The sequence below is a fragment of the Arthrobacter sp. MDB1-55 genome, assembly GCF_059092925.1.
In genome coordinates, this window is record NZ_JBNHID010000003.1 from 444,321 (window position 1) to 466,147 (window position 21,827).

At 63.3% G+C, this 21,827-nt stretch carries 26 protein-coding genes; 10 read left to right on the top strand and 16 right to left on the bottom strand.

What is annotated here, in order from left to right:
* Positions 1–119 precede the first annotated feature (119 nt).
* Genes aztD through aztB form a run of 4 tightly spaced genes read right to left on the bottom strand, consistent with a single transcriptional unit; the run spans position 120 to position 4,372 of the window.
* A complete protein-coding gene (gene aztD / locus AC5RU3_RS13625) occupies positions 120–1,349 on the bottom strand; it encodes a zinc metallochaperone AztD (RefSeq protein ID WP_493965902.1) in 1,230 nt (409 codons plus the stop codon).
* Positions 1,350–1,381: 32 nt separating this feature from the next.
* Positions 1,382–2,302, bottom strand: coding sequence for a zinc ABC transporter substrate-binding protein AztC (gene aztC, locus AC5RU3_RS13630; RefSeq protein WP_493965903.1), 921 nt, complete (start codon positions 2,300–2,302; stop codon positions 1,382–1,384).
* Positions 2,299–3,477 carry a hypothetical protein gene (locus AC5RU3_RS13635; RefSeq protein WP_493965904.1) on the bottom strand — a complete coding sequence of 393 codons (1,179 nt, stop codon included), beginning with the start codon at positions 3,475–3,477 and terminating at the stop codon, positions 2,299–2,301. Before AC5RU3_RS13635 ends, aztC begins: the two co-directional genes overlap by 4 nt.
* 16 nt (positions 3,478–3,493) lie before the next feature.
* Positions 3,494–4,372, bottom strand: coding sequence for a zinc ABC transporter permease AztB (aztB, locus tag AC5RU3_RS13640; RefSeq protein ID WP_493965905.1), 879 nt, complete (start codon positions 4,370–4,372; stop codon positions 3,494–3,496).
* Between the two features lie 55 nt (positions 4,373–4,427).
* Here aztB and aztA point away from each other — a divergent pair, with 55 nt between their 5' ends.
* The 3 genes from aztA to AC5RU3_RS13655 all read left to right on the top strand — a co-directional run bounded on the left by aztA (position 4,428) and on the right by AC5RU3_RS13655 (position 7,397).
* The gene (aztA, locus tag AC5RU3_RS13645) at positions 4,428–5,132 is read left to right on the top strand and encodes a zinc ABC transporter ATP-binding protein AztA (protein WP_493965906.1); all 705 of its coding nucleotides are present in this window, start codon (positions 4,428–4,430) and stop codon (positions 5,130–5,132) included.
* A complete protein-coding gene (locus tag AC5RU3_RS13650) occupies positions 5,129–5,665 on the top strand; it encodes a GNAT family N-acetyltransferase (RefSeq protein WP_458116507.1) in 537 nt (178 codons plus the stop codon). The genes aztA and AC5RU3_RS13650 overlap by 4 nt, the downstream gene beginning before the upstream one ends.
* Positions 5,666–5,852: 187 nt before the next feature.
* The gene (locus tag AC5RU3_RS13655) at positions 5,853–7,397 is read left to right on the top strand and encodes an HNH endonuclease signature motif containing protein (RefSeq protein WP_493965907.1); all 1,545 of its coding nucleotides are present in this window, start codon (positions 5,853–5,855) and stop codon (positions 7,395–7,397) included.
* Here the strand turns inward: AC5RU3_RS13655 and AC5RU3_RS13660 are convergent.
* On the bottom strand, positions 7,342–7,920 hold the full coding sequence (locus tag AC5RU3_RS13660; protein WP_309124604.1) for a helix-turn-helix domain-containing protein: 579 nt from the start codon (positions 7,918–7,920) through the stop codon (positions 7,342–7,344). The two genes, AC5RU3_RS13655 and AC5RU3_RS13660, sit on opposite strands and share 56 nt — an antisense overlap.
* 65 nt (positions 7,921–7,985) lie before the next feature.
* Here AC5RU3_RS13660 and AC5RU3_RS13665 point away from each other — a divergent pair, with 65 nt between their 5' ends.
* Together AC5RU3_RS13665 and AC5RU3_RS13670 are read left to right on the top strand one after the other, a co-directional pair.
* On the top strand, positions 7,986–9,029 hold the full coding sequence (locus AC5RU3_RS13665) for an NAD(P)/FAD-dependent oxidoreductase (RefSeq protein ID WP_493965908.1): 1,044 nt from the start codon (positions 7,986–7,988) through the stop codon (positions 9,027–9,029).
* Positions 9,029–9,691, top strand: coding sequence for a class I SAM-dependent methyltransferase (locus AC5RU3_RS13670; RefSeq protein ID WP_493965909.1), 663 nt, complete (start codon positions 9,029–9,031; stop codon positions 9,689–9,691). The genes AC5RU3_RS13665 and AC5RU3_RS13670 overlap by 1 nt, the downstream gene beginning before the upstream one ends.
* A gap of 10 nt (positions 9,692–9,701) precedes the next feature.
* Here AC5RU3_RS13670 and AC5RU3_RS13675 read toward each other — a convergent pair whose 3' ends face one another.
* From AC5RU3_RS13675 to AC5RU3_RS13700, 6 genes are all read right to left on the bottom strand, one after another.
* Positions 9,702–10,136: an SRPBCC family protein gene (locus AC5RU3_RS13675; protein WP_493965910.1), complete on the bottom strand. Its 435-nt coding sequence runs from the start codon at positions 10,134–10,136 to the stop codon at positions 9,702–9,704.
* Positions 10,137–10,198: 62 nt separating this feature from the next.
* Complete coding sequence (locus tag AC5RU3_RS13680; protein WP_493965911.1) at positions 10,199–11,422, bottom strand: NAD(P)/FAD-dependent oxidoreductase; 1,224 nt, start codon at positions 11,420–11,422, stop codon at positions 10,199–10,201.
* Between the two features lie 67 nt (positions 11,423–11,489).
* The gene (locus AC5RU3_RS13685; protein WP_309072490.1) at positions 11,490–11,810 is read right to left on the bottom strand and encodes a putative quinol monooxygenase; all 321 of its coding nucleotides are present in this window, start codon (positions 11,808–11,810) and stop codon (positions 11,490–11,492) included.
* Between the two features lie 74 nt (positions 11,811–11,884).
* Positions 11,885–12,559 carry a haloacid dehalogenase type II gene (locus AC5RU3_RS13690; protein ID WP_493965912.1) on the bottom strand — a complete coding sequence of 225 codons (675 nt, stop codon included), beginning with the start codon at positions 12,557–12,559 and terminating at the stop codon, positions 11,885–11,887.
* A 144-nt stretch (positions 12,560–12,703) separates the two neighbouring features.
* Entirely contained in the window at positions 12,704–13,912 is a 1,209-nt protein-coding gene (locus tag AC5RU3_RS13695) for a glycerophosphodiester phosphodiesterase family protein (protein ID WP_493965913.1), read from the bottom strand.
* A gap of 122 nt (positions 13,913–14,034) precedes the next feature.
* A complete protein-coding gene (locus tag AC5RU3_RS13700; protein WP_493965914.1) occupies positions 14,035–14,769 on the bottom strand; it encodes a glutamine amidotransferase in 735 nt (244 codons plus the stop codon).
* Positions 14,770–14,907: 138 nt separating this feature from the next.
* Here AC5RU3_RS13700 and AC5RU3_RS13705 point away from each other — a divergent pair, with 138 nt between their 5' ends.
* The 3 genes from AC5RU3_RS13705 (at position 14,908) to AC5RU3_RS13715 (ending at position 17,523) form a co-directional block, all read left to right on the top strand.
* Positions 14,908–15,447: a hypothetical protein gene (locus AC5RU3_RS13705; protein ID WP_309072493.1), complete on the top strand. Its 540-nt coding sequence runs from the start codon at positions 14,908–14,910 to the stop codon at positions 15,445–15,447.
* 94 nt (positions 15,448–15,541) lie between these two features.
* Positions 15,542–16,381 carry an SDR family oxidoreductase gene (locus AC5RU3_RS13710; protein ID WP_493965915.1) on the top strand — a complete coding sequence of 280 codons (840 nt, stop codon included), beginning with the start codon at positions 15,542–15,544 and terminating at the stop codon, positions 16,379–16,381.
* 77 nt (positions 16,382–16,458) lie between these two features.
* Complete coding sequence (locus tag AC5RU3_RS13715; protein ID WP_458116501.1) at positions 16,459–17,523, top strand: spore photoproduct lyase family protein; 1,065 nt, start codon at positions 16,459–16,461, stop codon at positions 17,521–17,523.
* Positions 17,524–17,545: 22 nt separating this feature from the next.
* Here the strand turns inward: AC5RU3_RS13715 and AC5RU3_RS13720 are convergent, their stop codons facing one another.
* The gene (locus tag AC5RU3_RS13720; protein ID WP_493965916.1) at positions 17,546–18,418 is read right to left on the bottom strand and encodes a serine/threonine-protein kinase; all 873 of its coding nucleotides are present in this window, start codon (positions 18,416–18,418) and stop codon (positions 17,546–17,548) included.
* The gene (locus AC5RU3_RS13725) at positions 18,415–18,750 is read right to left on the bottom strand and encodes a hypothetical protein (RefSeq protein WP_309072218.1); all 336 of its coding nucleotides are present in this window, start codon (positions 18,748–18,750) and stop codon (positions 18,415–18,417) included. Before AC5RU3_RS13725 ends, AC5RU3_RS13720 begins: the two co-directional genes overlap by 4 nt.
* Positions 18,751–18,936: 186 nt before the next feature.
* On the opposite strand from AC5RU3_RS13725, the gene AC5RU3_RS13730 reads away from it, so the two are divergent.
* Together AC5RU3_RS13730 and AC5RU3_RS13735 are read left to right on the top strand one after the other, a co-directional pair.
* Positions 18,937–19,443: a MarR family winged helix-turn-helix transcriptional regulator gene (locus tag AC5RU3_RS13730; RefSeq protein WP_309072219.1), complete on the top strand. Its 507-nt coding sequence runs from the start codon at positions 18,937–18,939 to the stop codon at positions 19,441–19,443.
* 108 nt (positions 19,444–19,551) lie between these two features.
* A complete protein-coding gene (locus AC5RU3_RS13735; protein ID WP_309072220.1) occupies positions 19,552–20,019 on the top strand; it encodes a MarR family winged helix-turn-helix transcriptional regulator in 468 nt (155 codons plus the stop codon).
* On the opposite strand, the gene AC5RU3_RS13740 is transcribed toward AC5RU3_RS13735, so the two are convergent.
* From AC5RU3_RS13740 to AC5RU3_RS13750, 3 genes are all read right to left on the bottom strand, one after another.
* Positions 20,020–20,316 (bottom strand): hypothetical protein, encoded by a 297-nt coding sequence (locus tag AC5RU3_RS13740; RefSeq protein ID WP_309072221.1) that lies wholly within the window; start codon positions 20,314–20,316, stop codon positions 20,020–20,022.
* A gap of 63 nt (positions 20,317–20,379) precedes the next feature.
* Entirely contained in the window at positions 20,380–20,838 is a 459-nt protein-coding gene (locus AC5RU3_RS13745; RefSeq protein ID WP_309072222.1) for a DUF3817 domain-containing protein, read from the bottom strand.
* 37 nt (positions 20,839–20,875) lie between these two features.
* Positions 20,876–21,805: an EamA family transporter gene (locus AC5RU3_RS13750; RefSeq protein WP_493965917.1), complete on the bottom strand. Its 930-nt coding sequence runs from the start codon at positions 21,803–21,805 to the stop codon at positions 20,876–20,878.
* Positions 21,806–21,827: the final 22 nt, after the last annotated feature.

The following is a 21,827-nucleotide window of genomic DNA, read 5'->3' on the forward strand; positions in this document are numbered from 1 at the left end:
CCGCGGTAGGGAACAAGTCGGTACAGCGATCCTAAGCCAGCTTTGGACCGGTATGCACAGCAGGACCCCGCCGCTGACCGTTTGTTCCGCGACGGGGTCCTGCTGCCCTGCTTCTCAGATCATCCGGCGACGGCGGTCAACTCGTTCGGAGTCTGCTCCAGCTCACCGGTTCCGGTGATTTCCCCGGATTCAACGTCAACGGCATGGATGGTGTTGGTTGACGGCTCGGTGATGTAGGCCGTGTGGTCCTGGACGAAGATCGTCGGGCGCGGCTGCTGCCACTCCAGCGGTTCCTCCCAGGCCTCGATGACCGGGAAGCTGTTGGTGATCTCCGCGCTCTCCGGGTCGATCACGTGCAGCGATCCGTCCGTCCCCAGCACGAGTGCTTCCCCGTGCGGACCACGGGCGAGGGAGCGGAAGCTGTAGCTGGTGCCGAGGTCGACCTGCGTGAGTTTCTTGGTTTCGGTGTTGATCAGCGAGATCTGCTCGGGGCGCTCAAGTTCGGCGTCGGGATCCTGCTTGTAGTCGCCGAGAGTGATGACCGATTCCTCGGAACCGGCCTGGTTGCCGATGCGTCCGTACTCCGTGGGGCTGTCCAGCTGGGTGATCTCGCCATCGCTGTAAATCAGGACGCCGGTCTCGCACCCGATGACCACTGCCTCACCCGCCGCGGTGGCCTCACCGTGAACACCCGGGCAGTCCTCGTTACGGGCGATTTCCTCGCCGTTCTCGTCGAAGACGACGATGCCGGGGCGCTCCTCGTCGTTGCCGAGGGTCTGCACCATCTCACCGGTGGACAGTTCGACGGCGACACCATGGTGTGCCTCCTCCGAGGCGTGGGTTTCCACCTCGGGCTGGCCCTCGGCGAGGTCTGCGCTTTCGAAGACGGTGATTTCGCCGGTGCCGTCGCTGAAGAGGATGGTCTTGCCGTCGTGACGGACTACGTGGCCGGGCTTTGAGGTGGGGAACACGATGTCGGTCATCGCCGGTTCCTCCGCGTAGGAGGTGTCACCCTCGCTCCAGACGCCCGTATCAAGGACTTCGAACCCGGCCGCCGTCGAAATGATGACGTGGCGTCCGTCACCGGCCGGGTTGATCCGGTTGAAGCCTTCCATCGGGAAGTCGCCGAGCACCTCGAAGGTTTCGCCGTCGAGGACCTGCACGCCGCCGTCGTAGGTGGTGACTACGCGCGGGGTGGCTTCGGCAGCAGTTGCTGCGGAGTCGGCGCTGGGCGTGCTCTCGGTTTCACCTGCGGTGCGCTCTCCGGCATTGGTGCCGCAGCCGGTGAGTACGAGGCCGGAGACGGCGAGCGCCGTCACCAGGCGTGCGGGTTTGGAGCGGTGATGCATGAGTATTTCCCTTCGGTTGGATGGTGTGCAGTTCATGAAAGTGCGCTGGTGATGCGTTCGGTGTTGGCGCGCATCATGTCGAAGTAGGTCTCGGCCCCGGAGCCTTCCGTGCCGAGGGACTCGGTGAAGAGCGGAACCACGGCGATGTCGGTCCCGGCTTCCGCGGCGAGGACCTCGGCGAGGCGTTCGGGTTGTGAGGAGTCGGCGAAGATTGCGACGACGCCGGCTCCCCGGATCTTCCCCGTCAGGTCATCGAGGTCCGATGAGCTGGGTGAGGCGAGCGTTGTGCCGCTCGGGATAACCGCACCGATCACGTCGAAGCCGAACCGCTGGGCCAGGTACCCGAAGACGTGGTGGTTGGTAATGAGCTTCCGCCGGTCCTCGGGGATCGCTGCGAAGCTGTCTTCCATCGCCGTCTCGAGCTCCTTCAATTCCGCCACGTAGGCGGCCGTCTGATCCAGGACCGCCTCCTCGTTGACGTCGTCTACGTGCTCGACGATCCCCTCGGCGATCGCCTCCGTCGCCTGCGCCACCCGGCCTGGGTCTGTCCAGAAGTGAGGGTCGTCCGCGCCCTCGGTGCTGCCGTCGTCGTCGTAAGTGAAGGAGATCGGCTCGATGGCGTCCATGGCGGCGATGGTGGGCACACCCTGGGCGGCTGCCGTCTCGACGTGGTTGAGGACGCCCTCCTCAAGCCCCGCGCCATTGTGAATGATGAGTTCCGCGTTCTCGATCTGTGCCGCCTGCTGCGCCGAGATCCCAAAGGAGTGCGGATCGGCGTTCGATTCCATCAGTACGACGACATCGGCCTGATCCCCGATGACGTTGCTGGTGATGTCGCCGAGGATGTTGGTGGTGACGACGACGGTTGGAGTGTCCGCCGCCGCGGCCGAGCATCCGCTCAACCCGGCCGCGAGGGCAAGGGCCGCTGCGGCGACCTTCAGCGCGCGCTTCACAGCCCGGTCTCCAGGAGGAAGTCGACGGCCGGGACGTCGAAGGTTCGGGCTACGCGAAGGTTATCGGCGTAGGCGATCTCGTACACGGTCGACGACGCCGGGTCGCTGACGTAAGCGCGGGAGGTGTCGATGCGGAGTTGCGGTATCTGGTCCGTATCGGCGTCGAGCAGCTCGACTGAGGTGAGGATCTCCCCCGAGGCGGGGTCCAGGGAAAGCAGCGAACCGTCGGTGCCAATCGCCAGCACCCGCTGACTGTCGCCCACGGCCGCAGCGGTGACTGCAGCGACCGGGGTTTCGAGAAGGGTCCAGGCACGATCCGAGACGTCGAGGTGCCAGACTCCGTCATCACCGGCCGGGCCGGCGAGTTCAGTGGAGCCCGGACGGTGTTCGAGGGTCACAACCGGGTCCGCCGCACCGGAAGGGTATGGGATGTGCTCAGCGGTGAACGCGCCGTCGTTCTCGGTGAACAGCAGGGCACCATCGGTGCAGGAGAAGACGACGCCGACGCGCGTCTGTGCATGTGAGCTAAGACCCGGGCAGCTTTCCTTTGCGAGGACTGTCTGGTCCTGAGAGTCGCGGACCTCGACGCCGTCGGGCTCCTCCGACCCTGTTTCGGCGGTGCTTGCCAGGAAGGAGTCCTTGAACGGGACGACGACGCCGCCGTCGTGAGGGCTGGTGGTAATGCGTCCCGTTTCGGTGATCTCACCCGCGTCCAGGTCCTCAACGCTGTAGAGCGAGGCGTAACCCTCCGAATCGGAGAACACAGCGACCATTGAGCCATCCCCCGCGACTGATCCCGGATCCGGGATCTCAATGGTGCCTACCGGCTTTGGCTCGGTGCTGTAGTAGTGCTTGTGATCACCATGTGGCACCGTCCAGGCGCCTGTGTCGAACACCTCCACCGTGTCACCGTTGGAGATGAAGGCGTAGCGCACGTCGAGGTGAACCGCATCGACCGGGCCAAAAGTGCCGGCATCGGCCTTCTCCTCCGTGAGCAGCGAGAGCAACTGGGCCTCGCCGGTTTCGCGGTCAAAGGTGAGCAGTCCAGTCTGCGGTTCAGCGTTTTCCTGTGCTCCCTCGATGTAGCCGTGAGGGGTGGCTTCAGCGGTGGGCGCCGTGCCGGCGTCGGGCGTGTTGTGGGTGCCACAGGCTGTGAGCAGCAGCGGAAGGCCCAACAGTAGGAATGGGACTTTAGGGGTGGAGCGGTGCACTGGAGAGGAGTTCCGTTTCTCGTGAAGGGGAGGGTGCCGGCGTCGTTCGCGGAATGAGCGGGGAGGCAAGTGCCGAAATGAAGTAGGACAGCGCTGCCACGAGCGCGATGGTGGCTCCGGCCGCGGTGGAGGCGTACCAGGAGATCCACAGGCCCGCGATGACGCTGGCTGATCCGATTGCGGCGCCGAGCACCATGACGGCGCGTATGGATTTGGCCCATACCAGCGCTGCGGCCGGTGGAGCGATGAGCAGGCCGAACACCAGCAGCGTTCCGACCACCTGGAAGGATGCGGCCACCGCGAGGGTGATCAGGCAGAGCAGGATGAAGTGGGTACGGCGTGGATGCAAGCCCAAGCTCGCTGCCTTCTGCGGGTTGAACGCGACGGCGGTGAAGGCACGGTGATTGATGGCTGCCACTGCCAGGACTACGAGTCCGACGATCGAGAGCACCAGGATGTCGTCAGTCCCGACAGCGAGGACGTCACCGAACAGGGTTCCCGTCAGGTCCACGGCAAAAGATCCCGCTGACGACACCAGGATCACTCCCAGCGACAGCATCACGACAAACAGCAGCCCGATCGCCGTGTCCTGCGAGACGCGTCGATTCCGTGTGATGACGGAGACCCCAGCGGCTGTCGCCGCTGCGCTGACCGCTGCTCCGACGATCAGGTTGCCGCCCAGAAGAGAGGCGATCGCGATGCCCGGAAGCAATCCGTGCGCCATTGCGTCCCCGAGGAATGCCATGCCGCGCACCACTACCCAGGTACCCACCACCGCACAGAAGACCGCAACCAGCACGCCGCCAATAACTGCACGCTGCACGAAGGACGCGCTCAGGGGCTCGAATAACCATTCCATCGTGATTCATCCTATATTGATAATGAGAATGATTCGCAAATCGAGGAAGAAGCCCGTGGCAACAGTGATTTTGAGCGACATCAGTTACGCCTATCCGGACAGACCGGCTCTCAGCGGAGTGTCGCTCACATTCGAACGCGGCGTGCACACAGTCATCACGGGTACCAACGGGTCTGGAAAATCCACCATGCTGGCCCTGGCCGCAGGCGTACTGAGGCCACAGTCCGGTTCGGTGCTCTTGACCACGAGCCTCCGTCCCGCGTTCGTCATCCAGCACACCCGCACCTCGGAAGTCCTCCCCTGCACCGTTCGCCAGGCGGTCGAGATGGGGCGATGGCCGCATCGGCGGGCACTTCTACCGCTGCGTCCGCGCGATCGCCAGATTGCCCTTTCAGCGATGGAGCGGATGGGAATCGCGGATCTGGCAGGGAGGCAACTCCCCGAACTGTCCGGGGGTCAGCGTCAGCGGGCACTGATCGCTCAGGGGCTGGCCCAGGAATCGGACGTGCTCATGCTCGATGAGCCCACAGCCGGACTCGACCGCGCGGCACACGAACTGATTCGGGCAGCCATCGACGAAGAACTGCAGCGGGGCGTGACGGTGATTGAGTCAAGCCACCATCCCGAGGACATCGATCGGGCAGAGCGTGTAGTCACCCTCGCGGGCGGTCGCGTCGTCGCGGATACGGGTACACCGGGTTCATCGCTTTCATCAGCGTTGTCGGCACGAACGCCGATCAGCGTTACCCTGACTTCGTGACCGTTGTTATTGACCATGCCACCGCGAACGACGCCGGCCCGCTAGCTACGCTGGCCGCCATCACCTTCCCACTGGCCTGCCCACCGACCTCCCGACCTGAGGACATTGCGCACTTCATTGCTACAGAGTTGTCCGAGGAGCGATTCACGCAGCACATTGCGGATCCCGACAAGATCCTGCTGTGTCTTCGTGAAGACGGGCACCTCCTCGCCTGGAGCATGCTGGTCAAGGACCTCCCGAAGGACGAGCAGGTTCGGTCCTCGCTCTCGATCTTTCCGACGATCGAGCTGAGCAAGTTCTACGTGCATCCCTCCCAGCATGGGCAAGGGTCCGCGGCGCGCCTGATGGAAGCGTCGCTGGAGATCGCATCGAAGGGAACCGACGCCCAGGGCATCTGGCTCGGCACCAATGACCGCAACGCCCGGGCGGTGCGCTTCTACGAGAAGCACGGGTTCACGCGCGTGGGCGCCAAGACCTTTCAGCTGGGCAGCGGCGTCGAGACCGACTTCGTACTGGAGCGCGCCCTCCGTTAGGCGGAGCACTCGGCTCGGCCAAAACTGCTTCGGGTACGAATAACGGCGGCTCGGGATGACGACGGCGGCTGCGACGGCTGGTCGAGAAGGACTGTGCTCACAGGCTGTGGATAGACCCACTATCACTACTCCTCCACATTGGCGGTATTCCGTCGCGAATAGTACACAGCTTCGATAAAATTTACGTATGGCCGTCGCACTATCTGAACGTCAGGAGGAAGACTCCTCCCTCCTGCCTGCAGTGCATTCCGATCTACTGTCCCTTGCGCAGCACTTTCAATCGAACTATCTGACGCTGAGCCAGGCGGAAGTTGCGTCCACTCTCGTAGCGGTCGAGCGAGTGTCCAGGATCGTCGACCATCTCCAGACGCTGGCAGCCCGCGCCGCCGAGGACCATCAGCTCGAAGCGATGGACGCTCGAGAAACGTACAAGAGCACGTCTGAGTATCTGCGGGTGAGAGTCGGTATCAGCCGTGCGGAAGCGAATCGACGTTTGCGGCTGGGACAGGACGTGGTGCCCGCCATCCCCGGACCAGGGGCACCGGCTGAAGCTCCGATGGCGACCCTGGCCACAGCAAGCAGTGTTGGAGCAATCAGCAGCCGGGCGGCAACAGTGATCCGGGATGCAGTTCACCGGGTAAGGACAGTGGCAACTCCGGGTCAGCTGGACGCCATGGAGACGCACCTGACGCGCCAGGCCATCGAGTCGGACGAGGACATTCTGAGGGTACTGGCGCGACGCTGGGAGAGCGTGATCGATCAGGACGGCCAGGAACCGACCGAGAAAACACGTCGAGCCAGGCAAGGCGTGTTCCTCAAAGGACGGCGTCATGGCCTCCACTTCATGGAGATCGGTGCCACGGATGAGCAGTTCGAGCATCTTGTCAGCGTGATGAACACCGCCACCAACCCCCGAGTCAGTGGCACAACGCCGTCCGGAACCCAGCCGCAGGGCGGGTCCCGTCCGGATGGTTCCACGGGATCGGCCAAGCGGGAATCGCTGAACACCGGCGACGATTCGGTGCTCGAGTACCCTACGCGAGCGCAGGAATTGCTCGACGGCCTGGTCTCGGCATGCCAAATTGCACTCTCCGGCGATGGCCTCCCAGCAACCGGCGGCCACCGCCCGCGGGTGATGGTGACCATCAACTACCGCGATCTCCTCAGCGATCTGGGGCATGACGGTCATTCCGTTTTCGCCCAACAGATCGGCGCTCGAAGCATCCGGAAGCTGGCATGCGACGCCGATATCCTGCCCCTAGTACTCGGCGGAAAGGGTCAAGTCCTCGACATAGGGCGCGCCCAACGCCTCTTTCCACCGCATATGCGCCGAGCGCTGGTTGCACGCGACAAGGGTTGCTCATTCCCCGACTGCACAACCCCCGCAACCTGGTGCGAAGCCCACCACATCATCCCCTGGGCGGCGGGTGGGTCCACCAATATCAGCGACGGCGTCTTACTCTGCTCGCGGCATCACCACGTGATCCATGAGGGGAATTGGGCTGTCGAATCGATCTACGGAATTCCCTGGTTCAGACCGCCGGCATACCTCGATCCCAAGAGAACCTTGAGACGGAACAGATACTGGCAGGTGGAGGACGCCGTTCATGAACAACTCGCCCACGGAACCTCCGCACAGCCCAATCTTGAGAGGGCTTCTGCACGCATGCAGGGCGCTAGGTGCTCTTCGCCCGAAGGTGCAACCGCTCCCCCTGCCGTCCGAAAAGGCTGAGAAACTCCACGGGATGCCTGTCGGCCTTCCCGAACCAGTGCGGCACACGGGTATCGAACTCCGCTGCTTCACCGGCCGGGAGCACAAGGTCAAGTTCGCCGAGCACCATACGCAGGTTTCCGTTCAACACGTACAGCCACTCATATCCCTCATGGACCTGGGGATCCGGCTCTTCCATCGGCATATCCGCGTGCATCACATGCTTGTAGGCCTGGATGCCGCCCGGTCGGCGGGTCAACGGCACCACTGTCATGCGCCCCGACTCGATGGGACGGAGATGTACACGCGGATCACCGGTAGTCGGCGCTCCAACCAATTCATCGAGCGGGACCTGATGTGCCTGCGCCAACGGAAGCAACAACTCCAAATTTGGCTTCCGTTGCCCAGACTCCAGCCGTGACAACGTGCTCACAGAGATTCCAGTCGATTCCGACAACGACTGCAGCGTCACATCCCGTTTCACCCGGAGCGCCCGAAGACGTGGACCAACCGCCGCCAGAGCCTCGCCAATTTCGTCACTCATTGCTCCAGTTTGCCATTTCAGCAAGGTTTCTTGCTACCTATTGCGAACGGTTCCAGACTGAAGACATGACATCTGAACTGAACTCATTTGACGTCGTCGTCATCGGCGGCGGAGCAGCAGGCCTCAGCGCTGCGCTCATGCTGGGGCGCACACGCCGCAGCGTCGCAATCGTCGACGCAGGCCAGCCACGCAACTCCCCCGCCGCAGGCGTACACGGTTTCCTCACGCGGGAAGGCATGAATCCACTCGATCTCGTGGCGGCCGGCCGGGCCGATGTGGAGAGCTACGGCGGCATCATCGTCCCCGGAACGGCTGTCGACGTCGTTCCCACCGGCGATGCCTTGCACCGATTCCGCACCACCCTGGATGACGGTACAGTGCTGCTTTCGCGCAGGCTTCTCCTGACCACCGGGTTGACCGACGTGCTGCCGGAGATTCCCGGACTCCGGGAACGATGGGGTCAGGAAGTGCTGCATTGCCCCTTCTGCCACGGCTGGGAGGTCCGCGACCAACACATCGGTATTCTCGGCACCAGCCCCATGTCGGGCCACCAGGCCTTGCTGTTCCGCCAGTGGAGCAGCAACATCACCCTCTTCCTCAATGACACCGTAGAGCCCACCGAGGAAGAGTGGGAGCAGTTGGCTGCCCGCGGCGTGACGGTGGTGGACGGTGCAGTAGCGCGCGTCCTGAACGAGAACGACGGCGGGCGGCTGAGCGGCGTCAAACTCGCCGACGGGCACGTGGTGTCTTTAGAGGCTCTTGCCGTCGGGCCGCGGTTCGTGGCCAACACCGGCATCTTCTCCAGCCTCGGGCTGACCCCGGTTCAGCACCCCATGGGCGTCGGCGAACACCTCGCCGTGGACGAGATGGGTGCCACCGAGGTCGACGGTGTGTGGGCAGCGGGGAATGTGGCAAACCTGATGCTGCAGGTCTTGCCGGCCGCTGCTTCGGGATCGATGAGTGCGGTTGCCATCAACAATCACCTCATGGCCGAGGAACTGCAGCAGGACCTCGCTGACTATCGTGCTTCATCGGACCGGCCCTCTCCCGATTCTCTCTCTTCCATGCCCGCCCGCGGAGAGAGCAGGATAGGAGCGGAGGTTTCCTGATGCATGCACACCACCATCACCACGAGCACGAACCACGCGCGTTCGACGAAGCGTTCTGGAACGCCAGGTACGGCGAGAAGACCCGCATCTGGAGCGGTCGGCCCAATCCCCAGCTCGTGGCGGAGACCGGGGGCCTGACTCCCGGTACCGCGCTCGACGTCGGCTGCGGGGAGGGTGCGGACGCGCTATGGCTTGCCGAACGCGGTTGGGACGTGACCGGCGTCGACATCTCCACCGTTGCGCTGGCCCGCGCTGCGGAGCACGAGCAGCAGCAGCAGCGCAAACCCGGCACCCGGCCGGTCCGCTGGGAACACCACGACTTCACGCAGTGGCAACCGCCGGCACAGGCGTTCGGCCTGGTCACCGCCCAATACATGCACCTGCCGACAATGCAGCGCGAGCCGCTGTTCCGGAACCTGGCAGAAGCCGTCGCACCCGGAGGCACCCTGCTGATTGTGGGGCATGACCCGTCGGACATGCAGAGCGAGGCAGCCCGTCCGAACCTCCCCGATCTTTACTTCACAGGGAAGGACATCGCGGACATGCTCGGCGAGGGTTGGGAGCACGCGGTGATCGAGTCACGCCCGCGGGAAACCAGCGGTCCCGATGGCGCAACACTTGCCGTGGCTGATGCCATCTACCGGGGCCGCCGCCGCAGCTGAGGAGCTTCCGTCAGGAGACGACGAGCGCTTCCAGGTCGTCGAAGAATGCCTGGTAGCCCGCTGCCGTCTGCTCGCGCTGTTCCTCGGAGAACTCGGGGGCTTCCTGCACGAGCGTCATCTGGGTTCGGCCGTCCACATCGGCGAAGGTGACATGGACCGGAGCTCCGGGGTCGGTACCGGGCCGGTCCGTCATGGTCAGGGCGAGCCGCTCGGGCGGAGTCACCTCGGTGTACTCGCCTTCCCAGTTGATTGTGTTGCCGTCGGGAAGCTCCATCACTGCACGCCAGCTGCCGCCGGGCCGGACGTCGAGCACCAGGGAGTCGAGCGGCACATTCACCTGCGAGCTGCCGAACCAGACAGCAAAGTCTGCGGGGTCGGTCCACGCCGCGAAGACGCGTTCCCTCGGTGCAGCGAAGGTGCGGGTGACGGTGATCTGGTGAGACATGCGGGTCCTCTCCTGAGTGCGGTGGTGGAGCCAGGGTTATGCAGCTGGTTGCGCTGGATATCCTACGCGCGGCCCTTCAAAATGGCGTACCAGTACAGCCGCATGAACCCGTACCGTTCCACGAGCCAGGTCAGGCGCTTCTCTTTGGCGAGGCCTTTCCAGCCGGGAACAGATGGCTTGGGCGCCAGGGTGTCATCGAATTCGGCAAGCACCACTGTAGAGCGGGTGACGGTGAAAGGACAGGCGCCGTAACCGTTGTACTTCTGGTTTGGCTCGCTGCCCTTGAGCACAGATTTCAGGTTCTTCGCCAGGACCTTGGTCTGCTGGCGCAGCGCCGCGCCCGACTTCGAGTTCGGCGTCCCGGCGGCGTCACCGAGCGACCACACCTCCGGGCGGGTTATATGTCGGAGGGTCTTCTTGTCGACGGCGACAAAACCGTCGTCGTCGGCCAGACCGGTGGAGCGAATCCAGTCCGGAGCGGACTGCGGCGGGCAGGCATGCAGAATGTCGTACTCAATCTGCTCCTCCGAGCCTCCGGCCGTGTCACGGAGTGTGGCAACACGGTTCTCTGCGTCCACCGAGACGAGTTCGGTTGTGCAGCGCAGTTCGATGCCATATTCGGCGATCTTGCGGTTCAGTTCCTCATCGACCACCTCGACGCCGTATACGGTCTTTGTGGGAACGGCGAGGATGACGCGGATGTTGTCGAGAACGCCCTGCGAGCGCCAGTAGTCGCACGCCAGGTACATCGGTTTCTGCGCGGCACCGCCGCAGGTGACGGGACCGTCCGGCATGGTGAAGACAGCTGTGCCGGAGCGCATCCCGCTCAGCAGCCGCCAGGCCTTCACAGCGAGATCGAGGCTGTAGTTGGTCGCACCGTAGGGCGAATCGTAGGCTGCCTGCAGCCCCGGGATCCCGTCCCAGTTCTTCTGAATACCAGGGCAGACCACGAGGTGTTCGTAGGTGAGAGTACGCCCGGAAGCGAGGACGACCGTCTTCCCCGCGGGGTCGATGGACGTCGCAGCATCACGGTGCCAGGTAATTCCCTTCGGCATCACGGACTCCTGCGAGCGGACAGCCAGCTCCGCCTTCCCCGTGCCCCCTGCGATATGGGAAAAAAAGGGCTGGTACTGGTGCTGTTCGGTAGGGTCGACGACGGCGATCCCCTTGACCTTGTAGCGCTTCAGCCGCGCCGCAAGGGAAATGCCCGCGTTTCCGCCCCCGATGATGAGCACCGCGTGATGCGAAGCTGGCTCTCCCTGCGTGTCGTGCTTGCTCTGCGCCATGAGGCTCCTTGGTCGAGATGGTGCTGCACTGGTTCGACCCTACCGGCATTGCTCCGCGGGCGAGGGATCAGTCGACGGTCATCTCTCCCATGCGGTTCCAGCCATTGGCTGAAATCTTCTCGCTGATGATCTGCGGAGTTTCAACGAGAGCTTGCGGCATGTCCTGTATTGCCTGCTTGAAGTGTTCACTGTTCACGTGGTCACCGGCGGCGTCATCCTCGAACGCCTCCACCAGAACAAACTCGTTCGGGTTGTCGACGCTGCGTGACCAGTCGAACCAGAGGTTGCCCGGCTCCGCGCGGGTGGCCTCGGTGAACTCGCGCGTGAGGTCTATCCAACGGTCGCTCCAGTCAGGCTTCACGTTGAATTTGACGACGATGAAAATCATGCGGGTGCCTTTCGTTCGAGGGTTCCTGAACCATGCTATTCATTCGGCGACAATCCGGGTCCGCCCGGACGCACCTACATCTCGCTCAGCCGCTTCGCGAGCTCGGCAAGAGTCCTCGCCTCGATATCGGGTTTGTCGAAGTACCCAGGGTAGTCAGCACCGGACCGATTGATCCACGCCGTCCGCAACCCAGCACGATGTGCGCCGTGAATGTCCCAAGGATGTACCGCCACCAACAGCAACTCCTGCGGCTGCCGGCCGAGTTCAGCAGCTGCATACTCGTAAGCCTCGAGTGCCGGCTTCCACCGGGCGGCATCCGCGACGGTCAGAAGGCGGGCGAAGTGACCGCGAATTCCAGCTTGCTGAAAAAGCCGATCCGCCACCGACCTCGCACCATTGCTCAGGGTGACCAACTCGGCAAGCTCTGCGAGGGCTTCTACGCCGGGGACGACGTCGTCGTGAACGGACAGCGACGTGAGCGCGCCCATGATGTTTTCCACTGCGGCAGTGTGGTCCCCGGCGCCCAGTGCATCGCCACACATACGTTGAAGGCTGTCCTTGGCGAGGTCAGCGAAACCGGGATTTTCACCTGTGACGGTAAGGGCGAAACCGTCACGCAGTATTCCGCCGAACCAGACGCGCGCACTCAGCGCCGGTAATCCTTCTGCCTCGAACGCGTCAGCGAGCAAGCTCAGGTCGGATAAGGTCTCGTTCACGTCGAAGATGATGGTTCGAGGTCGGTTGATCATGGTGCAACCATCTCAGGAGGCTCTTCCGCAGGACAGCCCTGCTCACTCATTGAGGAAGCACACAGCGCCTGATCTCCGGGAGTCCCGGGGACCAGGCGCTGTGCGCGAACTATTCCGATAGGCGGGCGCCAGTAGAAGAACGCGTTAGTTCGCGAGAACGTCCTGCAGGCGCGGGCCGATCCAGAGGGCAACCGAGTCTCCGCCGTTGTTCAGGACCGAAGCGGTACCCCCGTTGTAGTAGGCCTCGGGCGAGTTGGTACCCGGCCCCGTGTAGACACGAAGCTCGGCACCCGGTGCCAGTACGTAGCCGTCGCCGACGGAGAGGATGTTGTTCGCCGCATCCCGGATGATGGCGCCGCTCACGTCGACGCTTGCCGTTGAGGTATTGCGCAGCAACACGTACTCGCCGTTCTCGGGCTGGACGTCGTCTCCGGCGGGGTTGTTGATGGAATCGGCAATCTCGACGCCTGCTCCCGGGAAGACCGCCTGTCCCTTGAGGAAGCGTTCGTTCTGGATAGGAAAGTCGGTGGTGACGGCGTCCACGCCCAGGTCCAGTGAGTACTGCACAGCCTCCGGCGAGTTCACCGTGTACACGCCGAGGATCAGGCCGGCGCCCTTCACGTCCGCGACATTCTGCTCCGTCAGCGTCCGATAGTTGGTGCCAACCGAGTCCGCGAAGGTTGCCCAGGACTCCACAACCGACCGGGCAGGCACCACGCTGGTGAGCTGCTGCAGCTCGATCTCCGGAGCAATCTCCGCGAAGCGCCGGTTGGATGCCTCGTCGAATCCGATGACCTGGATCTTGTCCGCCGCGACCAGCTGGGCCCACTTCCGATCGGTGCGGAGCTCATCGGCAACGACCTGTTCGATGCCGGGCGAGTTCACCGGTGACTTGATCTCGATATAGACGCCGGTCTTCACGGTCGCCACCTCAGCCGCCGCATCCAGGTGAGGGATGCGCTCCCCCACATACTTCTCACCGAAGTAGGAGCCGGCGTCGAGCTGCTGCAGTTCAGCCCATGTGAACGAGGTGATCGGGTCGTTCTCACGGCCGGGGAACACCTCTTCGACGTTCGTGGTGCGCGCAGGGGTGTTGTCGTGGAAGAGGAACGGAACGCCGTCGGCGCTGAGCTGCACGTCAATTTCGAAGAAGTCGGCACCGGACGCACGCCCGTCCTTGAACGCCGCGACGGTGTTCTCAGGCGCCGTGCCGGCGGCTCCGCGGTGCCCGATGAGGATCGGAGCGTCGCTGTCCTGCTGGGCGGGCACAGCGTGCGCGACGGCGGTGGGTGCGGTGACGAGCGCCAGTCCCGCAACTGCGGTGGCGATGGTTCTGGTCAGGCGAGAAGCCATAAGGTTCAGGTCCCTTTCGGATGAGTGAGTAAATCCCCCACCCGATGCTTCATGGCGCTGGAAACCGTCCGGTCAACGCCGGGTGAACTCCGAGTGAAAGCGACACCTGCCGACTCAAAGGGTTAGTGGCGGGCGTAACGCCGGACGAAATTGTTGAGGATCAGCGGCGGCAAACTCACCTGCGACGACCTCGCACGTACGATAACGGTGTCGGCCTGATCCGGCGGGAAATACCCGGCATGGCGGTAGATGCGGATACGCTGCACGAGGCCTTCCACGTCCAGTTCGGGGTGAAACTGCGTGGCGTACAGATTCTGCCTAACCCGGAACATCTGCACGGGGCACGACGCCGACGACGCCAGCAGGACCGCATGCCCAGGGAGCGTCGTACACGCCTCCTTGTGTCCAACGAACGCATCGAAGCGCGGCGGGAGGCCGGCCAGCAACGGGTCCGCTGCGCCGTCGTCAGTGACTGTGATCTCCACCGGCCCAATGGGTTCTGCGAAGGTGCGGTCGATCACCGCGCCCTGATGGCGGCCAAGGGTCCCGACGCCGTAACAGGCACCGAAGAAGGGGAAATCCGCGTCAACCACGCGGTCGAGCAGCTCACGGAGCTCCCTCTCAACGCGATGTTGGACGGGCGACTTCGTGTCCTCCGGGTCGGAGGAGTTGAACGGGCTTCCGCCCACGAGAATCCCGGAGTAGTCCTCCAGCCGCAGCTCGGGCAACGGCTCCTGTTCCACCCTGAGCCGATAGAGGTCCGACGGCGCCAGGCCGGTGAAACGGAGGAAGCTGCGGTATTCGCCCTCAGCCGCCTCGTCCTCGGCGCGGGTGCCCAAAAGCAGGAACGGTAGCACCCACCGATCGTACTGCCCAGCAGATTTTTCCACCGACCACTCGCAAAATGCTAAGCATGCTGATAGAAATTAAGAGGAGCCGTTACAGAATTGCTTTTTTCGATGATCACGGCAACACCCAAGTCTAAGGAGAGCATCATGGCAGGAAACACGCTTGTACGATCCCTTCACGATCTCAGTGCTGCGGCTTGGTTCGGCGGGTCGCTCATGGGCGCCGTCGGCCTGAACGGGGCAGCAGCCGAAGCGAAGGACCCCACGGAACGCACTCGGCTTTCCACCGTTGGCTGGGCACGCTGGACTCCGGTGCAGATCGCAGCGTTCGGCGCCCACGCGGTCGGCGGCATTGGACTCATCGCTGCAAACAAGGGCCGCCTGGCCGGGCAGCCCGGTGCAGTAGCGAACACCGTGATCAAGTCTGCCATCACGGTTATCGGCATGACCGCTTCCCTGTACTCCGGCATGCTCGGCAAGAAGGTCGGCGAGTTGAGCCAGCACGGTGCCGTTGGCGCAACTGAGCCCAAGCCGGGTGCACCGGAGGAACTGGCGAAGGCGCAGAAGCAGCTGAAGACCCTCCAGTGGATTCTGCCGGCCCTCAGCGGCGCAGTGATTGTGCTTGGCGCTCAGCAGGGCGAGCAGCAGCGTCCCAAGAACGTGCTCAGCGGACTCTTCAACCGCTAAGCATCCAGGAGTTGGGCCCGTCGTTTCCCCCAGAACGACGGGCCTCTTCGGTTAACACAGGACAGGAAAAGCAACGGTAGGAGTAGAGGAAATCATGGGCCAGCCAGCACAGCAGCAAGACGTACCCGGTGTTCAGTCGGAGATGGACCCGACGCCCGACTGCGGTGAGGAAAGCTACAAGGGCAGCGGCAAACTGACGGGCAGGGCAGCAGTCATCACTGGCGGTGACAGCGGCATTGGCCGCGCCGTCGCCATCGCCTTCGCACGGGAGGGCGCCGACGTCCTTATTTCCTACCTCAGCGAAGACGACGACGCCGAAGAAACCGCCCGATACATCGAAGACGCAGGCCGCAGGGCCGTCACTGTTCGCGGAGACCTGTCAGATCCGCAGCATTGCCGGGACATCATCGCTCTGGCTGTCCAGGAGTTCGGCAAGGTAGACGTTCTCGTCAGCAATGCCGCATACCAGATGAGCCATGAGAGCCTCGATGAGATCAGCGACGAAGAGTGGGAGTACACCTTCAAGGTGAACGTGTCAGCCATGTTCCACCTGGTCAAAGCAGCACTGCCGCACATGGCGCCGGGGTCCTCAATCATCGGCAGCTCGTCGGTCAACTCGGACATGCCGAGCCCGCAGCTGGCCCCCTATGCCGCAACGAAGGCAGCAATCGCGAACTTCTCCGCGAGTCTTGCCCAGATGCTCGGCGACAAGGGAATCCGTGTCAACAGTGTGGCGCCCGGACCCATCTGGACTCCGCTCATCCCAGCGACCATGCCGCCGGAGAAAGTGGAGCAATTCGGCGACGACACTCCCCTGGGCCGCGCCGGCCAGCCGGCGGAGCTAGCCCCCGCCTACGTCCTGCTGGCGTCCGACGACGGCAGCTACATGTCAGGCGCGCGAATTGCCGTCACCGGCGGCCGGCCCATCCTGTAGAACCGGTTGCGCCTCAAGCGAAGATGCCGTGGGCATAACTGCCCACGGCATCTTCCGCGTTTTGGAAGAATTGGTACATGGAATTCAACCGGCTGCTGCAGATCAACCGCATCTATGCCCAGCCTGCAGCCCTGGAGCTGCCCCGCGGCAAGCAGATCGTGGAGCGGTGGCCGGACGCCGACGTCGTGCTGGTTGATAACCACTGGAACATCCCGGAAGTCCACGGCGACGAAACCAACGTACCCCGCTGGTCGCGGATCAAGACCGAGGCACTGGTTCTCGGGGTGAAGAAGGCCCTGACCGTCAAGCCGAACGGCAGGTCCGCCGACTTCATCGCACCCTCAACCGCCAACGGTTGCGCCATGGCGTGCGCCTACTGTTATGTGCCCAGGCACAAGGGATACAGCAATCCTGTGACGGTGTTCGCCAACATCGATCAGATCGCCGGGACGCTCGAGCGGCACGCCACCCGGCAGGGAATGAAGCTGGAACCGAACCAGTGTGACCCGGAGCTCTGGGTGTACGACATCGGCGAGAACAGCGACTGCTCCGTCGACGCCTTGATCAGCGACAACGTCGAGGACCTGGTGACGCTCTTCCGGGACCTCCCCACGGCCAAGCTGTCCTTTGCGACCAAGTACGTGAATCCCGCAATGCTTGGGTGGGATCACGGCGGGCACACCCGGGTGCGGTTCTCCCTCATGCCTGCGGACCTTGCGAAGTCGATCGACGTCCGTACGTCTCCGGTGGCCGAGCGTATGGCAGCGATCAACGATTTTGTCGCTGCCGGGTACGAGGTGCACGTGAACTTCTCCCCCGTCATCGTCACTGACACCTGGCTCGAAGACTGGGAGCAACTGCTGCACCAGCTCGACGCAACGCTGACCCCGGCGGCGAAAGCCCAGCTCGCCGCCGAGGTCATCTTCCTGACCCACAACGAACGGCTGCACGAGGTCAACCTGGGTTGGCACCCGCAGGCTGAGAAAGTGCTGTGGCGGCCGGATCTCCAGGAAGCGAAGGTGTCGTCAAACGGTTTCACCAACGTCCGGTACCGTTCCGGCACGAAAGGCCGTTATGTACGGGAGCTGACCGCGCTGATCGAGCGGATCACGCCGTACTGCCGCATCCGCTACGCGTTCTGACCGGCGGGCGGCGAACCGAAGGTTAGACCGCCAGGGCCAGCGCGTTTCCGTTGCGCCTTACGGGTACATACTGACCGGGAGCGGTCAACATCTCCAGTGCTTCAGCCGGTGTGGGACGGAGCGCAGGGTCCATCGCCGTCAGGGCCCTGATCAGGTCCTTCCAGGAAGCCGGAACGTGATCGGGAATGACGGGATTGCGTAGGGTCCTGGCCACCAGGGACTCGATTGTCGGGAGGCTGAATGCCCGCGAGCCACTAAGGCATTCGAGCAGGACTAGGCCGAGGGAATACATATCGCTCGCACTGCCGACACCGCTGCCGCGCGCCTGCTCCGGGCTCATGTAGAGGACGGTGCCCTGCGAGGAAGCATCGTCGTCGCACTGTCTGCCGCGCGCCGCTGTCCCGAAGTCCACAAGCTTCGGCTGAGGAGACGGCGATCCGCCGGCGGTGAGCGCAATCATGATGTTTGACGGCTTGATGTCCCGGTGCACGATTCCGGCGGAATGCAGCGTTTGCAGCGCACGAAACATTCCGTACGCCCAGGCGGTCACGTCGACGTTGTGGGGGGTTGTGCGGCTGAGAATGTCACGGAGGTTCAGCCCGGGAATCAGCTCCTGCACAAGGTAGGCAACCTGGTCGGGCTTTCCCTGGTGTGCCACTCCGGAATCCAGCACCCGCGCGATATACGGGGAATCCACGGATCCCTGGAAGTCGGCTTCTGAGGTGAAGGAGTGCCCGGGATTCCGCGCAAGTTTGACTGCTACGTTGGAGAAGGTCTCGAGATCAGTTGCCGACCACAACGTGCCGGTTGCGCCCGAACCGATCCGCTGCCTGAGTTGCCAGCGTCCGGCCAGTACTTGTTTATCGAAGGGAGAAGAGCTCTTGAGCGTGCTCACTTCCAGCTGCGCTCAGATCTAGCCGCCCATAGCAGCGTGGCGACGTCTTCTTTTGTCATCCCTGCCGACTCAGCGATCACCTCGACGGAGCAACCGTCCGACGCCGCACGTTCGACAGCATCCGCGAGCACGGACCGGGCGCGATCCAACTCCCACTCGAGGCTTTCAACGGCTCCGGCAGCAGCTACCAGTCGCTCTGTATCGGTCGCTCCGTCGTCGAGCAGCGGACCATTCATTCCTCCGATACTCCACAGGTCATCGACCAGCGCCGACGGCGCGGCCGGCGGAACCGAGGATAGGGTCACGGGCGATTTGCGGGCGACTGTAGACATCGGCTGCTCCATATCGGTAGGCAAGATAGTAGCTAGTTCAACTAGTTATATATGACCTTAGCTTGAGCTGTCCACGATGAGAAACCGGAAATATTCGCCTCATCTTGAGATGCTGCCGAAAAGCTCAGACGGCCTTGAGTTTGTCTAGGTGGCCTAGCATGTAGGCGAGCGATAAACTAAGAGACTATGGAAACCGCAACAAGTCCGGACGGCGCAGGCTATTGGTACGTCGATCAGGAAAAACCCGGAAGCGTGGACGTGCTGAACGCACTGCGCGTATACCGGGCTGCGGAAGCCGAGATGCGCCGTCGGACACGTGACTCCATGAAAATGAACGAGACCGATCTTCTGGCCATCCGGTACGCAATGCGGGCACATAAAGCCGGGCACTGCATCAGCCCGAAGGATCTGTCACGCATGCTCAACATTTCGACGGCGTCCACCACCGGCTTGATTGACCGCCTCGTTGCGAGCGGGCATCTCCTCCGTCGGCCGCACCCCACAGACCGCCGGTCCGTCGAAATTGTGCCGACCGACAGTGCGGACAGCGAGGTTCGTCAAACCCTGGGAGACATGCACAAGCGGATGCTTGAAGTCGCCGAATCACTCAACCCCGAGGAGGCATTGCATGTCACGCGGTTCCTCCAGCGCATGACATGGGCTGTCGAACAAGACGACAGCCCGCATCATTAGGTCCCGCCGCCACTCCAGACCAACTCACACCGAGTGTGGAAGCCCGGTTTTCCGTTTTACCCGCTCACACAAGGATTCGTTGCTCAGCAACCGAAAGAGACAAACACCATGGATATCGCGCAGTGGCCTACGAACCGGCTCCTCAACACGGCCGCCCGACTCAGCGCCAATCGCGAAAATGAACAGTTGCGCAGACTCGGGACAACGCACGCTGGGCTACTGACACTTCGCGTGCTCGGCAGAACCAGATCCATCACCCAGGTGGAGCTGGCGCGTGAACTCCGAGTACAGGCGCAGACCATCGGCAAGCTCCTTGAGCGGCTGGAAAACCGAGGACTGATCCTCCGGACCAGAAGCGACGACGACCGCCGGGTCTTCTACGTAAACCTCACCGCTGAAGGCGAGGCCATACTGCAGCGGGCTGAGGACATGGAGGAGGAACAGGCACAGGCGACGGGACGATCGGACTCCATTCTCCGTGAGGAACTCATCGCGCACATCAGGGAACTGGGCGGATTTCCGCACTCCTCCGAGGAGCGTCCGAACCTGCGAATGATCTCAAGCGACCAGTCGTAGTCAGCCCGCGAGCAGGCCCTGGCGGCCACCCGCGGTGGCGTCGAAGGTGCGAGCCTCAAACAACCTCGCGTCCAGCTCCTCCAGGTCCCGGACAGCAGCAGAGATAAGACGCTGCGCGTGGTTTGGATCCCTGATCGTCTCGCAGGCCTGCTGTACGTCAAGCAGGGTACGAGCCAGCTCAACACGAACCCGCTCAAGCTCGCGGATCCGGCGGGACGATTCCCTCAGCTCGTCGGCGATGCCGAATGAACCGTCGTACCGGACTGCAGGGTGGGGAGTGATTGAAGATTGAAGCACACAAGAATGGTAAGCACGCTTGCTATCTGCGGGCAAACCGCCATTCCGTTGACTTCGATCCCGTCAGCCAACCTGCACGGGCGGGCCAACGATGAGCAGCGCCGTGAAGACCACACTGACGCCAACAACGGCAACCAGAACCGCAGCCAGCGGATTCCGCAGCACCCACGCCTGTACGTTCTCCACGGGGCCGGTCGGCTGCTCCTTTCCGGCCGCAAGGCGCCAACCGCCGTCGAGCTTTCCGCGGCGTTCCAGCTGCCAGTCAAAAAGCACTGTCGCGAACGGGACCACGCCGGCAACCAGCCCCAGGATTCCCGTGCCTGCGCTCCACCGCTGGTTGACCCACACGAACGCGGTGCTCACCAGGTACGCCAGGAAGACGAAACCGTGCAGCGCTCCGCCGATGGAAACCAACACATCGGTTGTCTCTGACACGTACTTCAGGAACATGCCTGCGAGGAGAAGGGCCCAGGTGATCGCCTCCGCGACAGCAACACTGCGGAAGAGGGAACGAGGGCTCATGGGTATCTCCTGGTCAATCGGGGGCGGTCCTTCAAATCTATCGCAGTGCCGGCAACACCCGGGCCCCTGCCGATTGATCGACGCCGGCCGCCGAGGCATCCCGGGCACTGCTTGGGCGTCGCGAGCCCACCGCGACCACCAGGATTGATCCGATGACCAGCAGCCCGCCCAGGCCCTGCAATGGTGAAAGCCGCTCCCCCATTACCAATCCACCCAAAAGCGTGGCAACCACTGGGCTCAGCAGCCCCAGAAAGGACGGCGCCGTAACGGGCAGTCGCTGGATGCCGCGGAACCACAGGGCGTAGGCAACGGCCGTACCCATAACCGCGAGATAGGCGTAGCCAATGAGGTTCGCGGCGGACAGCACCGGCGGTGGACCTTCCACCGCCAGCATCACCGGAATCAGGACGATACCGCCCCCGAGCAGCTGCCATGCCGTCATGGTGAGCGGTCTCTCCGCCTGTCCCCATTTCTTGGCGAGCACAACCCCTGCAGCCATGGACACTGCGCCACCGAGTGCTGCGAGCACGCCGACGGGGTCGAGCCGTGCCTGTGATTGGAGTACCAGGAGGGCGACACCGGCTGCGCCTGCAATGCCGGAGAGGATAACGGCCAGCGACAACCGGTCTCTGAGAATCCACGTTGCAAGACCTGCCACGATGAGCGGCTGCACCGCCCCCACCGTGGCGGCCACGCCGCCGGGCAACCGGTAGGCAGCGACGAAGAGCAGGGCGAAAAACACCCCGATATTGAGCCCTCCGAGTACCAGCGATTTCCACCACCAGGATCCGCGCGGCAGGCGCCGCACCACGAGCAGGAGCAGGAGCCCAGCGGGCACTGCCCTCAGGACTGCTGCGGTCAGGGGCAGGCCGGAGGGAAGGAGAGCAACCGTGACCAGATAGGTGCTCCCCCACACTGCGGGCGCCATTGCGGTGATCAGAAGGGTCCAGCTCATTTTGCTAAGCACTTAGCTAATATAGCTAAGTGCT

Excerpts from the sequence above, each read along its gene's own strand:
- aztD (WP_493965902.1), bottom strand. The coding sequence starts at position 1,349 with ATGCATCACCGCTCCAAACCCGCACGCCTGGTGACGGCGCTCGCCGTC.
- aztB (WP_493965905.1), bottom strand. The coding sequence starts at position 4,372 with ATGGAATGGTTATTCGAGCCCCTGAGCGCGTCCTTCGTGCAGCGTGCA.
- AC5RU3_RS13655 (WP_493965907.1), top strand. The coding sequence starts at position 5,853 with ATGGCCGTCGCACTATCTGAACGTCAGGAGGAAGACTCCTCCCTCCTG.
- AC5RU3_RS13660 (WP_309124604.1), bottom strand. The coding sequence starts at position 7,920 with ATGAGTGACGAAATTGGCGAGGCTCTGGCGGCGGTTGGTCCACGTCTT.
- AC5RU3_RS13665 (WP_493965908.1), top strand. The coding sequence starts at position 7,986 with ATGACATCTGAACTGAACTCATTTGACGTCGTCGTCATCGGCGGCGGA.
- AC5RU3_RS13670 (WP_493965909.1), top strand. The coding sequence starts at position 9,029 with ATGCATGCACACCACCATCACCACGAGCACGAACCACGCGCGTTCGAC.
- AC5RU3_RS13675 (WP_493965910.1), bottom strand. The coding sequence starts at position 10,136 with ATGTCTCACCAGATCACCGTCACCCGCACCTTCGCTGCACCGAGGGAA.
- AC5RU3_RS13680 (WP_493965911.1), bottom strand. The coding sequence starts at position 11,422 with ATGGCGCAGAGCAAGCACGACACGCAGGGAGAGCCAGCTTCGCATCAC.
- AC5RU3_RS13685 (WP_309072490.1), bottom strand. The coding sequence starts at position 11,810 with ATGATTTTCATCGTCGTCAAATTCAACGTGAAGCCTGACTGGAGCGAC.
- AC5RU3_RS13690 (WP_493965912.1), bottom strand. The coding sequence starts at position 12,559 with ATGATCAACCGACCTCGAACCATCATCTTCGACGTGAACGAGACCTTA.
- AC5RU3_RS13695 (WP_493965913.1), bottom strand. The coding sequence starts at position 13,912 with ATGGCTTCTCGCCTGACCAGAACCATCGCCACCGCAGTTGCGGGACTG.
- AC5RU3_RS13705 (WP_309072493.1), top strand. The coding sequence starts at position 14,908 with ATGGCAGGAAACACGCTTGTACGATCCCTTCACGATCTCAGTGCTGCG.
- AC5RU3_RS13710 (WP_493965915.1), top strand. The coding sequence starts at position 15,542 with ATGGGCCAGCCAGCACAGCAGCAAGACGTACCCGGTGTTCAGTCGGAG.
- AC5RU3_RS13715 (WP_458116501.1), top strand. The coding sequence starts at position 16,459 with ATGGAATTCAACCGGCTGCTGCAGATCAACCGCATCTATGCCCAGCCT.
- AC5RU3_RS13725 (WP_309072218.1), bottom strand. The coding sequence starts at position 18,750 with ATGTCTACAGTCGCCCGCAAATCGCCCGTGACCCTATCCTCGGTTCCG.
- AC5RU3_RS13730 (WP_309072219.1), top strand. The coding sequence starts at position 18,937 with ATGGAAACCGCAACAAGTCCGGACGGCGCAGGCTATTGGTACGTCGAT.
- AC5RU3_RS13735 (WP_309072220.1), top strand. The coding sequence starts at position 19,552 with ATGGATATCGCGCAGTGGCCTACGAACCGGCTCCTCAACACGGCCGCC.
- AC5RU3_RS13745 (WP_309072222.1), bottom strand. The coding sequence starts at position 20,838 with ATGAGCCCTCGTTCCCTCTTCCGCAGTGTTGCTGTCGCGGAGGCGATC.